At 68.2% G+C, this 13,449-nt stretch carries 16 protein-coding genes, 1 tRNA gene and 1 pseudogene; 9 read left to right on the top strand and 9 right to left on the bottom strand.

Annotated features, from left to right (window positions below; genetic code table 11):
- Nucleotides 1–39 precede the first annotated feature (39 nt).
- Together OG817_RS42555 and OG817_RS42550 are read left to right on the top strand one after the other, a co-directional pair.
- The gene (locus tag OG817_RS42555) at nucleotides 40–717 is read left to right on the top strand and encodes an RraA family protein (protein WP_406050717.1); all 678 of its coding nucleotides are present in this window, start codon (nucleotides 40–42) and stop codon (nucleotides 715–717) included.
- A complete protein-coding gene (locus OG817_RS42550; protein WP_406050715.1) occupies nucleotides 714–1,598 on the top strand; it encodes an aldo/keto reductase in 885 nt (294 codons plus the stop codon). The genes OG817_RS42555 and OG817_RS42550 overlap by 4 nt, the downstream gene beginning before the upstream one ends.
- Here the strand turns inward: OG817_RS42550 and OG817_RS42545 are convergent, their stop codons facing one another.
- Nucleotides 1,599–2,483, bottom strand: coding sequence for an LLM class flavin-dependent oxidoreductase (locus tag OG817_RS42545; protein WP_406050713.1), 885 nt, complete (start codon nucleotides 2,481–2,483; stop codon nucleotides 1,599–1,601).
- A 92-nt stretch (nucleotides 2,484–2,575) separates the two neighbouring features.
- Here OG817_RS42545 and OG817_RS42540 point away from each other — a divergent pair, with 92 nt between their 5' ends.
- Both OG817_RS42540 and OG817_RS42535 read left to right on the top strand, forming a co-directional pair.
- Nucleotides 2,576–3,001, top strand: coding sequence for a MarR family winged helix-turn-helix transcriptional regulator (locus OG817_RS42540; protein ID WP_406050712.1), 426 nt, complete (start codon nucleotides 2,576–2,578; stop codon nucleotides 2,999–3,001).
- 128 nt (nucleotides 3,002–3,129) lie between these two features.
- Nucleotides 3,130–3,675 (top strand): annotated as a pseudogene (locus tag OG817_RS42535) (alpha/beta fold hydrolase); the annotation flags it as partial.
- Between the two features lie 2 nt (nucleotides 3,676–3,677).
- Here OG817_RS42535 and OG817_RS42530 read toward each other — a convergent pair.
- From OG817_RS42530 to OG817_RS42510, 5 genes are all read right to left on the bottom strand, one after another.
- Nucleotides 3,678–4,199: a YciI family protein gene (locus OG817_RS42530; protein WP_406050710.1), complete on the bottom strand. Its 522-nt coding sequence runs from the start codon at nucleotides 4,197–4,199 to the stop codon at nucleotides 3,678–3,680.
- A 19-nt stretch (nucleotides 4,200–4,218) separates the two neighbouring features.
- Nucleotides 4,219–5,322 (bottom strand): hypothetical protein, encoded by a 1,104-nt coding sequence (locus OG817_RS42525; protein ID WP_406050708.1) that lies wholly within the window; start codon nucleotides 5,320–5,322, stop codon nucleotides 4,219–4,221.
- A 72-nt stretch (nucleotides 5,323–5,394) separates the two neighbouring features.
- The gene (locus tag OG817_RS42520; protein ID WP_406050707.1) at nucleotides 5,395–6,096 is read right to left on the bottom strand and encodes a type II secretion system protein GspK; all 702 of its coding nucleotides are present in this window, start codon (nucleotides 6,094–6,096) and stop codon (nucleotides 5,395–5,397) included.
- A 188-nt stretch (nucleotides 6,097–6,284) separates the two neighbouring features.
- The gene (locus OG817_RS42515; RefSeq protein ID WP_360456460.1) at nucleotides 6,285–6,542 is read right to left on the bottom strand and encodes a hypothetical protein; all 258 of its coding nucleotides are present in this window, start codon (nucleotides 6,540–6,542) and stop codon (nucleotides 6,285–6,287) included.
- Nucleotides 6,543–6,923: 381 nt separating this feature from the next.
- The gene (locus OG817_RS42510; RefSeq protein ID WP_406050706.1) at nucleotides 6,924–7,715 is read right to left on the bottom strand and encodes a class I SAM-dependent methyltransferase; all 792 of its coding nucleotides are present in this window, start codon (nucleotides 7,713–7,715) and stop codon (nucleotides 6,924–6,926) included.
- A 349-nt stretch (nucleotides 7,716–8,064) separates the two neighbouring features.
- On the opposite strand from OG817_RS42510, the gene OG817_RS42505 reads away from it, so the two are divergent.
- Nucleotides 8,065–9,303 carry an IS110 family transposase gene (locus tag OG817_RS42505; protein WP_406048631.1) on the top strand — a complete coding sequence of 413 codons (1,239 nt, stop codon included), beginning with the start codon at nucleotides 8,065–8,067 and terminating at the stop codon, nucleotides 9,301–9,303.
- Nucleotides 9,304–9,361: 58 nt separating this feature from the next.
- On the opposite strand, the gene OG817_RS42500 is transcribed toward OG817_RS42505, so the two are convergent.
- A tRNA-Tyr gene (locus tag OG817_RS42500) sits at nucleotides 9,362–9,447 on the bottom strand.
- Nucleotides 9,448–9,529: 82 nt separating this feature from the next.
- Between OG817_RS42500 and OG817_RS42495 the strand changes: the two genes are divergently transcribed.
- From OG817_RS42495 to OG817_RS42485, 3 genes are all read left to right on the top strand, one after another.
- Nucleotides 9,530–10,021 (top strand): YajQ family cyclic di-GMP-binding protein, encoded by a 492-nt coding sequence (locus OG817_RS42495; protein WP_406050704.1) that lies wholly within the window; start codon nucleotides 9,530–9,532, stop codon nucleotides 10,019–10,021.
- 205 nt (nucleotides 10,022–10,226) lie between these two features.
- On the top strand, nucleotides 10,227–10,427 hold the full coding sequence (locus OG817_RS42490) for a hypothetical protein (protein ID WP_406050702.1): 201 nt from the start codon (nucleotides 10,227–10,229) through the stop codon (nucleotides 10,425–10,427).
- Nucleotides 10,428–10,484: 57 nt separating this feature from the next.
- Complete coding sequence (locus OG817_RS42485; protein ID WP_406050701.1) at nucleotides 10,485–11,420, top strand: phosphotransferase enzyme family protein; 936 nt, start codon at nucleotides 10,485–10,487, stop codon at nucleotides 11,418–11,420.
- Here the strand turns inward: OG817_RS42485 and OG817_RS42480 are convergent.
- Nucleotides 11,417–12,151, bottom strand: coding sequence for a hypothetical protein (locus tag OG817_RS42480; RefSeq protein ID WP_396392421.1), 735 nt, complete (start codon nucleotides 12,149–12,151; stop codon nucleotides 11,417–11,419). The genes OG817_RS42485 and OG817_RS42480 overlap by 4 nt on opposite strands.
- Before the next feature lie 57 nt (nucleotides 12,152–12,208).
- On the opposite strand from OG817_RS42480, the gene OG817_RS42475 reads away from it, so the two are divergent.
- Complete coding sequence (locus tag OG817_RS42475) at nucleotides 12,209–12,631, top strand: LuxR C-terminal-related transcriptional regulator (protein WP_406050700.1); 423 nt, start codon at nucleotides 12,209–12,211, stop codon at nucleotides 12,629–12,631.
- Here the strand turns inward: OG817_RS42475 and OG817_RS42470 are convergent.
- A complete protein-coding gene (locus OG817_RS42470; protein ID WP_406050699.1) occupies nucleotides 12,628–13,401 on the bottom strand; it encodes a helix-turn-helix domain-containing protein in 774 nt (257 codons plus the stop codon). The genes OG817_RS42475 and OG817_RS42470 overlap by 4 nt on opposite strands.
- Between the last annotated feature and the right edge of the window lie 48 nt (nucleotides 13,402–13,449).

Raw genomic sequence — 13,449 nt, 5'->3', positions numbered from 1 at the left:
ACACCTCCTGTCCATATGTACGGTGAGAAGGGATCGGGCATGCTGTTCGACGGATTGACGACAGCGCATGTGGCGGATGCCTGTCTCCGGGCCGGTGTGCCCGTGCGGACCGCGTCGCTGACGGCTGTGGTCGGAGGCCGGGTGGCCGGACGCGTGTTGCCGGCGCAGCATGTGGGCAGTGTCGACGTCTTCTTGGAGGCGTTCGAGTCGGCCGAGGACGGCGACGTACTGGTTGTGGACAACGGCGGACGGCGGGACGAGGCGTGCGTGGGCGACCTGGTCGCGCTCGAGGCCAAGGCCGCCGGACTCGCCGGGATCGTGATCTGGGGACTGCATCGCGACACGGTCGACATCACGGCGATCGGGCTCCCGGTGTTCAGCCTCGGCGCGATGCCGACCGGGCCGTTGCGGCTCGACCCGCAACCGGACGACGCGTTGTCCACGGCAACTATCGGGGACTGGTCGGTGAGCCGGGACGACGTCGTACTGGGTGACGAGGACGGTGTGGTCTTCGTGCCGGCCGATCGGGTCGACGAGGTGACCGGGCTGGCCGAGTCCATCCGCGACACCGAACATCGGCAGGCGGCCGAGATCCGGGCTGGACGGTCGTTGCGGGTGCAGGTGCGGTTCTCGGAGTACCTGACGGCGCGGGCGACAGATCCCTCACTGACTTTCCGGCAACATCTACGCGCAGTTCGAGGAGCGATCGAGGAATGAGCACCGCGGATGCCGCAGGCACCTGGAAGCTGGGCGACGTCACCGTCAACCGGATGGGTTTCGGAGCCATGCGGATCACCCCGAACCCGGATCGTCAGGTGGCGATCCGGGTACTGCGACGAGCGGTCGAGCTCGGCGTCAACCACATCGACACGGCCGCGTTCTACTGTTCACCGGGCGGGACGCTCAGGGTCGGCGACGGCGAAGCGCGCTATGCCAACGAGCTGATCCGCGAAGCCTTGGCGCCGTACCCCGATGAGCTCGTCATCACCACGAAGGTCGGGCCGGGCGAGGCCCCGGAGCGCGGTTTCTACCATGCGACAACCGCGGCCGAGTTGCGGACGCAGGTCGAGACGAACCTGCGCCAGCTCGGCCTCGACCGCCTCGACGTGGTGAACCTGCGCATCATGAAGAAGGCGGGCGCCGACTCGATCGCCGACCGGTTCGGCGCGCTCGCTGACCTGCGGGACGCCGGACTGATCCGGCAGCTCGGGGTGTCGAACGTCCGCGCCGACCACCTGGACGAGGCGCTGGCGATCGCGCCGGTGGTGTGTGTGCAGAACAGCTACGCCATCGACCTGCGCCGTGAAGAGGACGCGCTGATCCGGCTGTGCGCCGAGCGGGACATCGCCTACGTACCGTTCTTCGCGATCGCCGGCGCGGAGCGTGAGAGCGGCGCGACACCGGAGGACTCGTCCGCTGTCGAGGCGATCGCCAGCCAGCACGGCGTCTCGCCTCAACAGATCCGCCTTGCGTGGACTCTGCATCAAGGCGCGAACGTCCTGGCGATCCCGGGCACCGGGAATCCCGCCCACTTGGAGGAGAACATCGCGGCCGGCGCCATCCGGTTGTCGCCTGCGGAGCTAGCGGCGCTGGGCTGACTAGCTGACCGCGGCCCGCACTGCGGGGACGACCTCCTGCGCCCACCTCGCGACCTGGACGTCGTACGCGTCGGCGCCTCGCGGGAACAGGGTGAACCCGGCAGCGCCGTGCTCGAGGATCGCGCCGGTGAGTTCCTCGATCCACTGCGCGGGGGAACCGCCGATCCAGCGGCCTTCGTCATCGCGGGTACGGCGAGCCGGGGAGGCGGTGAGTGCGCCGGGGAAGTTGTAGATCGTGGCGACGTCGGACGGCTTGCGGCCGACCGACAGCGCAGCGTCGTCGATGATCGGGCGGGACCAGCGGTAACGGTCGCTCAGCCAGTCCGCTGCGCGGCCCGGGATCCAGCCGTCCGCCCGCCTGCCGGTCGCGGCGAGCGACTTCGGGCCGTTCGAGCCGGTCCAGATGAGCGGCGCGGGAACGTTCGCGGGCTTGAGCTGCCCGATCGGGTAGTGCTTGGTCGGTTCGGGGCGACCGCCGTCGGACATCGTGTGGAGGAGCTGCATCGCCTCCTCGAAGGCCTCGACCGCTTCGGCGGGCCGCAGTTCCGGTACGCCCATCGTGGTGATCCGGTCCCAAGCGCCGCCCGCGCCGAGGCCGAGGATGAACCGCCCGTCGGACAGTGCCGCGAGGGAGGTCGCCGTACGTGCAAGCACCGGGGCCGGGCGCAATGGGAGGTTGGTGACGTTGACGAACGCGGACAGGTGCTGGGTGCGGCCGAGGAGTACGCCGATCGTCGCGTAGCCGTCGAGGAGGTCGGCGACGTACGGGTGGTCCGAGACCGAGAGATGGTCCAGCCCGTCCCGGTCGGCCTGCGCGGCCAGGCGCAGCAGGGCGGTCGCGTCGTGGACGTCGGCCGGGGAGCCGTAGCCGAACTTGGGGGTCATGATGAGGTCTCCTTTTAGTTCGTAGACCTAAATAGTAGCGCTACGAACTATGAGATCTGCAAACTGTTTGCTGACCGGACTACCATGAGGGCATGGCCACGACGACAGCGCGGGACACGGACCTGGCCGGTGCCCTGGTCCAGACGATGCACGTGCTGCAGGACCTGTACGCCGAGACCAGCCGGCCGCTCGGCCTCACCCCGCAGCAGGCCCACCTGCTCTGCGTGCTGCTGGGCGGCCCGCTCGGGATGACCGAGCTCAGCCGCATCCTCAGCATCGAACGCTCCAGCCTGACGAGCATGGTCGACCGCCTCGAACGCCGCGACCTGGTCAGCCGGATCCCCAACCCCACCGACCGCCGGGCCTGCCAGATCGAACTGACGGCCCCCGGCCTCGCCCTTGCGCACGACGCCCACAACGGCTTCACCGAGCGCATCGGTGCGATGACCACGGGTCTGACCGCGGCCGACCGTCGTACCCTCGCGGCGACCCTGCGGAAGATCGTCGCCGAGGCCTGAGTGCCCGGGGTCGTCCGCGCTGGGGCCCGGATCGCCTACGAGGTGAGCGGTGACGGGCCGGCCGTCGTACTGGTCCGGAACAACCGGCGACCGCGAGATTTCGACCGGCCGACTGGCTCGCCGACCGGTTCCGGGTCGTGCAGGTGCATCCGATCGGGTTCGGCGCGAGTGAGCGGCCGGCGGAGTACGACTTCGGGAGCATCGGCGAGCAGGTGCTGGCAGTGCTCGACCACGAGGGCATCGACCGGTTCGTGGTGTGGGGGTTCTCCCAGCCGGCCTGCATGGCGGCGATGGTCGCGCGCTCGACGAGCCGCGCGGTGGGCCTCGTCATGGGCGGAGTCGCGCCGATCGGATTCCCGACCGACGGCGACATGCGCCGGATGGAACGGGAGCCTCGGCTACCCCGCCCGCCGTTGGAGTTCTGGCGCGCCTACCGATTCCATGACTGGCACCACGAGCTCAGGTGCTTCACCGGCACCAAGATCGTGTACGTCGGGACTGCGGACCAGGCGATCAACCGAGTCCGGCGCCTGAAGCCGGTCCTCCGAGGCATCGGCTGCGTGTGTCTGGAGTTCGAGGGACTCAACCACGCAGCGTCTTCTCTGGGCGTGGACACACCGGATGGCCGGCTGATCGTCGAGGCCGTGGTGGATCACCTGCCCGACGGGTGGTGAGGTCAGCGGCGGCCGCCGAACTCCCACGGGAGGACTTCGGCGTCGGGTGCCTCGACGAGAACCGCGGCTGCTTCAGGCTGGGGAGCTTCGACGAGCGCGGCGCGGCCCAGGTGTTTGCCGGCGTCCAGGCTGAGGAGGTCGCCGTACATGATGAGGTGCGGTGAGGCGAGCGGCCGGGGCTCGTCGTCGGTGATGACGAGGTAGCGGTTGTACCCCTCGACCGCGTTCGCGAAGTCCCACATGGTGCTGCCGACGTGCTTGCGGAATCGGTGGATCAAGACCGAGTCGAAGGCACCGGCGCGGTAGTACGGCTCGTCGTACGCGAAGGTGTGGACAGCCTCGTCGTCCGGCAGATCGACGATGTGCAGGCTGCCGGTCGTTTCCTCGCCGTCCGCAGTCAGCGTGGGACCACGGGCGACGAGTTCCTCGGCGTACCGATCCATGAACGCCCAGTGCTCCTCGGTGAGGTTCACCTTGACGTCGTACCCACCGACCCGGTCCCGTCCGTACACGAAGTACTCCACGGGACCGGACCTTAGCCGGTCAGGAGTTCGCCGCCAGATGAAGTCGGAGGATGGAGTCGTAGTCGACGATCTCGATGGCGGCGTCCGTCACGTCGGCGGGGTTGACCGTGTCCTGGGTGCCGATCACCAGCAGTTTGCGCGGGTCGCTGACGTCGACGCCGTACTTCGTCTGGGCGAAGGCACGGTGCTCGGGGGACGTGAAGTAGTCCGCGTACCGAGCGAGAGCGGCCGCGCCGTCGTGCACCGATGTCGTGCGGTGGTGCTTCTTGCCCTCCAGCAGCGGGAGACCGAGGTCGCCGACGATGTGATTGCCGTCCGCGGTCTCGAGGATGAAGTCCGGCTGCAGCGCGTCGCCGTCCTCCTGCCGCTCGAGGAACGGCCGGCGGATCAGCCGGGTCGCATCGAACGCCGACAGCAGGATGCTCTCGTTGTCCTCGAGGAACTGGTCGACGGTCGAGTCCGGCAGGCCGTGTCCGAGGTACGTGCTGTCGAACGGGGAACCCTTCAGATCCAGATCGCCCACCGGCACGCTCAGGGTGCCGATCGGGTCGAGGTGGTCCGCGGCCTGGGCGTAGTTCCGCAGGAAGGCGAGGTACTTGTCGGCCGGCTCGGAGCGGTGGATCGCGAGCGCGAAGAACGTCCAGTGGACCCGGATCGACGCGCCGACGGTGTGCACCAGCAGGACCCGGTCGAACGTCGAGTAGTTGCCCGGCGCGAACTGCAGGATCTGCTCGCCCGGACCGGTGAACTCGTTGCCGAGCATCTTGTCGGCACCCGGGAACCGATCCACCAGCTCCCGACGGCCGACCTCGGTCGCGACGGTGGCGTCCTTGAACAGGTTCTCCCCCGGCAGCGTGACCACCGGCGCACCATCACCGAGCCCGAAGTACTCCTCGACGCTCGCCGCCTTCCGTCGCCGTACCTCGAGCGACCGGTACTCCCGGCTCACCCCGACCAACTCCAGGATGTTCCAGTCCGGCGTCTCCGTCAGCACCATCATCCGCGGAAACAGCAACGGCCCCGGCAGCTCGTTCCGATGACTCCCGGCCAGATGCTCCCCCACCCCCTTGAGGTGCTCCCCCCAGAACTGACCATTCACCTTGACGAACTCAGTGGGCTTCATCGCCTGCTCTCTCCTCGGGTCATGCGCCGTCTCAACAACCAACTCCCGGCCGCTCCACCCATATTCCCTCGGTCAGCGTGGCAGCAGCACACCGCGGTCCCGGAGCACGTGAGTGACCGGCCCGGACAGTTCGGCGTACACCAGCGCCTCGTCGACGCTGGAGAACCCGGCGGTGAACAGCTCACGTGCGGACACGAGGCGCTCAGCCTCTTGCGTCGTGAGCCCGCAGACGGCGACGAGGAGTCCGGCGGGTGCGGTGTTGAGATCGATGAGCCCCCCGTCGTCGTAGCTGCGCGGCCGATCCGGGCGGCCGATGTTGAGGTCCCGCGCAAGCATCGGGTCTCTCTCGAGAAGTGCACGCGCAGTGTTCCGGCGCTCCCGGGCGGCCAAGGCCTGGGCCACAGCCGGGTCCGTGCCGGGCGGAATCACGAGCCGCGAGGGCTCCGCGAGTCCGTACACAGCTCTCCGCACCGGGCGGAGTTGCACGCACGCGACAACGATCATCGCGATCGCAAGTAGCGCGAAGACGGTCGACAGCGCATCGCCGACTGCCCCCCGAGGATCGCCGTTCGCGTCGGTCGGCGTAGCGCTCGATAAGGCTACGAGGACCACGGCGGCCACGCCGTAGACGGCCGCGCGCCGACGCAACCGGCGGTCGCTCAGCCTGGTCGCGGCGTGCAGGAACGGCACCCAGGCGAACAGCCCGGCGGTCACGATGGTCACCCAGTAGTACCAGGCGCCCCTGCCGCCCATCCGATGCAGGATCTGCCTCATCGGACACCTCGCGCAGACCGACCGGCGCGACACAACTCAAACCACTGCATGATTCCCCCCACGTTGTTCTTCCCCTCCAGCCCCGACCTACTAATCGCGCCCCGCCCCGTTCTGTTACGCAGCGGGTGGCATCCCGCCTCCGAGAGGGGATGCCACCGCCATGTCACCGCACCGGTCTAGCGGTCAGTTCATTCCTCCCACTGGAACTGCCAGCCCAGAGCGCAGGGCCACTCGGGGGCGCACGTCGTGTTCGGATCCCGGTACCAGACGTCGGACACCGCGTACCCGTAGTGCCGGTACACGTTCTGCTTCTGAATGCACTCGTCCTGGCTCGCACAGGTGACGGTGTGGATGGTCTGCGTCTGCGCCTGGGCCACCGTCGCGCCGCCCGCAACCACAGCCACCGCGGCCGCGCCCATCGCAACCATTCGCCCGATCGATCTCATGCAGTATCTGCCTTTCCTGTCAAATATATAGTTGCCCAATGCAACTCTCGCTCACGCTAGTACCAGCCGCGACGACCAGGCAAACGATTCGATCCAGCAGAAATAGCGTTTAGCGAGTGAGTGCCGTGGGCAACGACCAGACCTGGACTATCTGCAACTGACTGAGGGCCAGCATGAGTACGACGTACGGGCGTGCGAATTCCGCTGAGCATTTGATGCCAGGCCATGCTGACGAGCCCTCCGAGCGCACACTTGGGCTCCGGTTGGCCGTCAGCGCTGTTGCGGCGCTGGTCCAATCGCCATGGATACAAGGTCGAATGGTCCGTGCCGGGCCTGGCGACCTAGGTTTCAGAGCCTCCGGTCACAGATCTGGTCATAGGCCTAGGACCCCTTGACCGCCTTGGTGGCGAAGTAGCCAGGCAGCCAGCCGGCCGTCACCTCCGAGTGGTGTGGCGCCTCGGCGAAGCTGGTGATGGCGAACCCCGCGGCGGTCTGCCCGCCGATCTGCTCGGTGAGCGTGTGGCTGTACTCCAGCGGCGAGTCGGCGCCCCATAGCCGCTCCCGCTCGCCTGGCTCCAGATGGGTGACGTCGCTGTACGGCAGGCGGTGCCGCACGACCAGCTCGCCGCGCGTGTCCATCGCCTCCGCGTCGAAGAGGTAGACGTCCGGGTTGACGAAGCCGGACAGCAGCGTGCCGCCCGGCCGCAGCACGCGGTGGCACTCCCGCCAGACCGGTGCCAGCTCGGGGATGAAGAGGTTGGAGACCGGGTGCACGACCAGGTCGAACGAGGCGTCCGGGAACCCGCTCAGGTCGCGCGCGTCGCCGAGCACGGTACGCACGTCGAGCCCCTCCCGCGCGGCGACCATCTCGTCCTGCGCGAGCTGGCCGGGCGAGTTGTCGAAGACGGTCACCCGCGCGCCCGCCGCGGCGAGCACCGGACCCTGCTGCCCGCCACCGGAGGCGAGGCAGAGCACGTCGCAGGCGGCGATGTCCGGAGGAAACCAGGTCGGGTCGACTGGCTCGTACCCCATGAGGACGATGGACCACTCACCGGCGCGCGCCTTCGCGACCACCTCGGGTGTCACCGGCCGCGACCACTCGTTGCCCTTCTCCACCTCACGGTCCCAGGCGCGGCGGTTGTGGGCGACAGGATCTGTGTGCGGCTCGCTCATGCGCCGAATGCTAGCCCCGCCGGCCTCCCGACTCCGCAAGAGAGCCTCTGAGCTGCGTTTTCGCAGGTCAGCAACGCGGCGCCGTCTTCGAGGCGCACCATGGTGCGCGAAGATTCGGCGCCGCTGTGTTGCTGGGGGTTGTTGGTGGGGTTGAGACTGGTGGGGTTCGTCGTGGTCGACCCCGTATTCCTCTGTGGTGCCGGTGAGCCTGTAGGTCAGCATGGTGGTGGAGGGCTTCCACGGGAACCGTGGATTGGTGCCATCGAGCCCGAGCGTCAGACTTTGAAGTCTTCCCTGCCCTCCCCGCGACGGACGCTTCAGGTGGAGTCGTGGGAAGGGGTTGGTGGCGATGGAAGTGGTGCATGCGCGGTGTGCCGGGCTGGACATCTCGAAGAAGGATGCGAAGGTGTGCGTCCGGATCGCCGGCGCGGGTCGGCGCAAGACGGTGGAGACGGTCACGACGTGGGCCTCGATGACCGGCCAGATCCTGGCGCTGCGCGAGCATCTGGCCGCGCAGCGGGTCACGTGCGTGGTGATGGAGGCGACCAGCGACTACTGGAAGCCGTTCTATTACCTGCTCGAGGACCTGCCCGGGGTGGAGGTGCTGCTGGTCAACGCCCGCCACGTGAAGACGGTCCCGGGCCGCAAGACCGACGTCGCGGACGCGACCTGGCTGGCGCAGTTGGGTGCGCATGGGCTGGTGCGGGGCTCGTTCGTGCCGCCGGCCGAGATCCGGCAGTTGCGGGATCTGACCAGGGCACGGACGGCGATCACCCGTGAACGCGCCCGGGAGGCGCAGCGGCTGGAGAAGCTGCTCGAGGACGCCGGCATCAAGCTGTCCGCGGTCGCTTCCGACATCCTCGGGGTGTCGGGGCGGGCGATGCTGGAGGCCCTGATCGCCGGCGATCGCGACCCGGCCGCCCTGGCTGACCTGGCCAAGCGGCGGCTGCGGGCGAAGATCCCCGAGCTGACCGAGGCGCTCAACGGGCGGTTCGGCGAGCATCACGCGTTCCTGGCCCGGGTGCACCTGGACCTCATCGACCGCCACACCGCCGCGATCAACCAGCTCACCGCCCGGATCGAGCAGGTGATCGAGCCCTTTCAGGCCTTCCGGGCACTGATCTGCACCATCCCCGGGATCGCCACCCTGACCGCCGACGTGATCGTCGCCGAGACCGGCGCCGACATGAGCCGCTTCCCCACCGCCAAACACCTGGCCGCCTGGGCCGGCACCACACCGGGGAACAACGAATCCGCCGGGAAGGTGAAGTCCAGCAAGACCAGACCCGGCAACCCCTACCTGCAAGGCGCCCTCGGTGCCGCGGCCATGGCCTGCGCCCAGAACCCGCGCACCTACTACGGCGCCCGCTACCGCCGCATCGCCAGCCGCCGCGGACCCAAGAAAGCCAACGTCGCGATCCAGCACTCCATGCTCATCGCGATCTGGCACATGGCCACCACCGGCACCCTCTACAACGACCCCGGCGCCGACTACTACACCCGACTCAACCCCGAACGCACCCGCACCCGAGCCATCCGACAACTCCAAGCCATGGGCTACCACGTCACCCTCGACACTGCGTCCTAAACGCCTCCGACGCGAAGCCCACCGTGGTGAATCTTCGCGTCAGAGGCTCTTTTGGTGCTGGTGGCGGGTGCAGGGTTCGAACCTGCGTAGGCATACGCCGACAGATTTACAGTCTGCTCCCTTTGGCCGCTCGGGCAACCCGCCAGGGTGCTGCCGGTTCGTGAACCGGCGTGGGAGACGATACAACAGACAGTGCCCCTGACAGCAAATCGGAAAGGATGTGCCCATGGCTTCGGAGTCCTCCTTCGACATCGTGAACAAGGTCGACCGTCAGGAGGTGGACAACGCCGTGAACCAGGCGGCCAAGGAGATCAGCCAGCGGTTCGACTTCAAGAACGTGGACGCCGGGATCAAGTTGTCCGGTGAGGCGATCGACATGCAGGCGAACACCGAGGAGCGGGTGAACGCCGTACTGGACGTGTTCAAGGACAAGCTCGTCAAGCGGCAGATCTCGCTCAAGGGACTGGAGACCGACGAGCCGAAGCTGTCGGGGAAGATCTACAAGATCAACGCCTCGATCAACGCCGGCATCACCCAGGAGAACGCGAAGAAGCTGTCCAAGCTGATCCGCGACGAGGGCCCCAAGGGCGTCAAGGCGCAGATCCAGGGCGAGGAACTGCGGGTCTCCAGCAAGAGCCGCGACGACCTGCAGTCGGTCCAGGCGCTGATCAAGGGCCAGGACCTCAACTTCGCCGTCCAGTTCGTCAACTACCGCTGAGCCTTCGTACGCCGCCTTGTCCACAAGCCGCCGCGGTACGACGCCCCGCACGACGTCGTACCGGTGAGCAGGCGGGATCTGCCATTGCCCCTGGTGAGATCCGGGTGGCTCCCGGGCCGCCGCGTCTGCCTTGACGGAAGGTCCTCCGGCGGACGTGCGCTCCGCCCACCCGCCTCGCCCTGAGTGGTGGAAGGGGGTGAGCCGCATGACCGGAACCCTCCCGAGGCCTGGTGCCGAGATCGACGTCGTCGTCACGTCGTCGAAGCCGTTCGGCCTGTTCGTCGAGACGGAGTCGGGCGTGCCTGGTCTCGTCCGCGGAGCCGGTGCCGAGGTCGGCACCGTCGTACGCGTCCGTGTGACCGAGTACGACGCCGTCGAGTCACGCTCCAGCGCGACACCAGCCTGACAGTCAGCCCGGTAATCGGGTCGCTTCGGCGGGCGGTGGCCGGGCATGCTGGCGGGCGTGGGAGACACGTTGATGCGGCGGTGGCTGGCCGAGGACTTCGGGCTGGATGTGGTGGAACTCTCACCCGTGGCCCACGGGGCGGACATCGCCGCGCAGGTGTGGAAGGCGAGTACGGCGACCAACACGTACGCCGTGAAGTGGAGCGGCGCCGGCACGAACACCGGCCACCAGGTGGCGGCGTTCCTGGCGGACAGCGGGCTTCCGGGCGTGCCGGAGATGATCCGTACGACGGACAGCGGCCTGTGGAGCGTCCACGCGAAGAAGCGGCTCACGATCACGCCGTGGATCAACGGCGTACGCGCGGCCGAGACCGGGCTGACGAACGAGCAGTGGACGCAGTACGGCGTACTCCTGCGGCGGGTGCATGACGCGGAGCCGCCGCCCAGGCTGCGGGATGCGCTGCTCAAGCACAGTCACATCGACGCGCGGGTCCCGGCGATCGCCGAGAAGCTGCAGACACGGCTCGCCACGCAGGCGCCGGAGGATGAGATCGAGGAGGAGTTGGGGGCGGTCTGGAAGGAGCACGAGGACACGATCACGCATCTGCTGACCGCGCGGCCGCCGGAGCCTGCCGGTCCCCGAGTGATCTGCCACGGCGACCCGCATCTCGGCAACGTTCTCGTCGACGACGACCTGCATCTGATCGACTGGGACGATGTGATCCTCGCCCCGCGCGAGCAGGATCTGATGTTCATGCTCGGCGGCATGGGCGACGTCGGCCCCACCCGCCCCGAGCACCTCGACGCCTTCCTCACCGGCTACGGCCCGCACACCATCGACGACGAGGCCGTCCGCTACTACCGCCACGTCCGAGCCTTCGAGGACGTCTTCAGCTGGGCCGACCAAGCCATCACCGGCCCCGACAAGTCCTACGCCCTCCGAGTAACCAAAGGCATCCTCACCAAAGGCCTGGCCGCTCTCGCGATGAGCTAGGCGTGGCGCAGCCAGACGTTGGGTTCTGTGTAGAGGCCCTGGTTGGTGGTGTGGTTGATGTCGAGGGTTGTCAGGCCGGCGGGGATGACGTAGGTGCCGGAGGAGGGGAAGGGCATGCTCGTCCACTTCTCCCACTCGGCGACGGTGCCGGTCATGGTTTGGGAGGCGGTCGCCGGCGCCAGCAACTCCGCGCCCAGGCGGACGTGGGTGCGGAGCCAAGGGTCGAGTGGGAGACCGTCTTTGCGGGTCCAGGTCATGAAGGTTTCGATCGGGGTCAGTGGATAGCTCGACTTCAACGTCGGGCGGACCGGGGCGATCACCTGACGCAGGCCACCGGCGACCGCGCGGTCGCGGACGGAGGTGATGACCCGGCCGGCGTGGCCGCGCCCCTGTTCGTCGGAGCGTACGGCGGCCGCCATCAGTACGAAGGTGTTCGGTACGACGCCCTCCTCATACCCGAGAACCGAACGCACCAGGGAATCCGTGAACCCACCGGGAAGGTCCTCGACGGTCCCGTCCCACGCGAGCGGCACACCCCAGCACCCCGCGATGAGCCGCTCGTCGTCGGACACGAGATAGAACTCCCACTCCGGGAAGTACTCCTGCCGCCGATCGATGTACTTCCGCACCTCGACGTCATGGAAGATGAACTCCGGCCACTCCTCCGCGAAGCGCTCAGCGGCCTCCTCGTCGTACTGCGGTGCCTGCGCGACCGGGATCAGCTCATACATGTTCGGCACGCTAGCCCGCCAGCAGGGCACTGGCCACCGCATTGGCGCCGAGCAACGATGCCAACCGCGTTAATGCCGGGCAGCGATCCACCGGGCGACCTGGGTGCCCAAGGTGTCGCCGTCGTTCATGGAGTGGCGGAAATGCAGGCCGGAGAGGATGCGGGCCTCGCGGACGTCGCTGCGTACGGCGGACAGGTCCGGGTACACGCGACCGGCGTACGCGGGTTGCTCCGGCCGCACATCGTCGAGATCGGCCGCGCCCACGAACGCCGCCGGGCCGGTGTACCGGATCTGACCAGCCGTCAGCTGCAGCTGCTCCGCCTGGTCGCCGACGGGCACAGCAACACCCAGATCGCGCACCGGCTATTTGTTGCCGAGGGCACCGTTCGCAAGCATCTGGAGAACATCTACGAACGGCTCGGAGTGACCAGCCGAACGGCAGCGGTCGCGACCGCCTTTGCGGTCACCCACTCTGCCTAGCCGGTCGGCCCCGCCGTCCGCACGGCGCGCGGGGAGCCGCCGAGTTCGCGGCGGCAGGTCTTGTTGAAGGCCTGCAGGTCGGGGATGCCGACCGAGGCGGCAACGGCCGGGATCGACAGGGTCGAGGAGACCAGGAGATGACGGGCGCGGCCCATTCGACGACCGCGGATGTAGGCGATGACGGTCTGCCCGGTCTCGGTCTGGAACAGGCGCGTCAGGTGGTTGTGCGAGACGCCGGCGAGGCGGGCCAGGGTGGGGACGGTGAGCGGCTGGGCGAGGTTGGCCTCGATGTAGGCGATGGCGGTGGCGACCGCCGGGTGGCGAGCGTCGCCCTCGGTGGTCGCGGCGGTCAGGTCGACGATGCGCCACAGTGCGGTCCACACCTCGGCCGTCGTACGCGACGATCCTGAGGGCGACGCCTCGACGGCCCAGCGCAGCAGGTCCGACAGCATCGGCGCGGCCGCGCCCGCGTCCTGTACGACGGGCAGGTACGACGGCTCGCCCGCCACGACCGGCCGGAAGTGGGCGTACAAGTGCTCGGACCGTCCCCGGTAGTCGAACTGCACCTGCGACCCGGCCGGTGTCAGCGACACGTATCCGGGCGCCACGGAGTACGTCGTACCCGCGAGGGTGAGATCGGCGGAGTACGAGTACAGATGCAGCTGCCACAGGTCCGGCAGCCGGAACACATCCCGCAGGCTGCGCACCCCGTGGATGCCCACCCCGACGTTCACCACCTCCGGCGGCGCTGCCAGGTGCAGCTCGATCATGGTGAGAAATTACCACCAGTGGTGAACACAGCCAACGCGTTGCCACGT

This window comes from Kribbella sp. NBC_00889, assembly GCF_045207705.1.
Lineage (GTDB): Bacteria > Actinomycetota > Actinomycetes > Propionibacteriales > Kribbellaceae > Kribbella.
The sequence above is the reverse complement of the archived record's forward strand: the minus strand, read 5'-3'. Positions and strand labels throughout refer to the sequence as shown.

Bases quoted from the DNA above. Each gene is read 5' to 3' on its own strand.
- OG817_RS42555 (WP_406050717.1), top strand. From the start codon at position 40: ATGCTGTTCGACGGATTGACGACAGCGCATGTGGCGGATGCCTGTCTC.
- OG817_RS42550 (WP_406050715.1), top strand. From the start codon at position 714: ATGAGCACCGCGGATGCCGCAGGCACCTGGAAGCTGGGCGACGTCACC.
- OG817_RS42545 (WP_406050713.1), bottom strand. From the start codon at position 2,483: ATGACCCCCAAGTTCGGCTACGGCTCCCCGGCCGACGTCCACGACGCG.
- OG817_RS42540 (WP_406050712.1), top strand. From the start codon at position 2,576: ATGGCCACGACGACAGCGCGGGACACGGACCTGGCCGGTGCCCTGGTC.
- OG817_RS42525 (WP_406050708.1), bottom strand. From the start codon at position 5,322: ATGAAGCCCACTGAGTTCGTCAAGGTGAATGGTCAGTTCTGGGGGGAG.
- OG817_RS42520 (WP_406050707.1), bottom strand. From the start codon at position 6,096: ATGAGGCAGATCCTGCATCGGATGGGCGGCAGGGGCGCCTGGTACTAC.
- OG817_RS42515 (WP_360456460.1), bottom strand. From the start codon at position 6,542: ATGAGATCGATCGGGCGAATGGTTGCGATGGGCGCGGCCGCGGTGGCT.
- OG817_RS42510 (WP_406050706.1), bottom strand. From the start codon at position 7,715: ATGAGCGAGCCGCACACAGATCCTGTCGCCCACAACCGCCGCGCCTGG.
- OG817_RS42505 (WP_406048631.1), top strand. From the start codon at position 8,065: ATGGAAGTGGTGCATGCGCGGTGTGCCGGGCTGGACATCTCGAAGAAG.
- OG817_RS42495 (WP_406050704.1), top strand. From the start codon at position 9,530: ATGGCTTCGGAGTCCTCCTTCGACATCGTGAACAAGGTCGACCGTCAG.
- OG817_RS42490 (WP_406050702.1), top strand. From the start codon at position 10,227: ATGACCGGAACCCTCCCGAGGCCTGGTGCCGAGATCGACGTCGTCGTC.
- OG817_RS42480 (WP_396392421.1), bottom strand. From the start codon at position 12,151: ATGTATGAGCTGATCCCGGTCGCGCAGGCACCGCAGTACGACGAGGAG.
- OG817_RS42475 (WP_406050700.1), top strand. From the start codon at position 12,209: ATGCCAACCGCGTTAATGCCGGGCAGCGATCCACCGGGCGACCTGGGT.
- OG817_RS42470 (WP_406050699.1), bottom strand. From the start codon at position 13,401: ATGATCGAGCTGCACCTGGCAGCGCCGCCGGAGGTGGTGAACGTCGGG.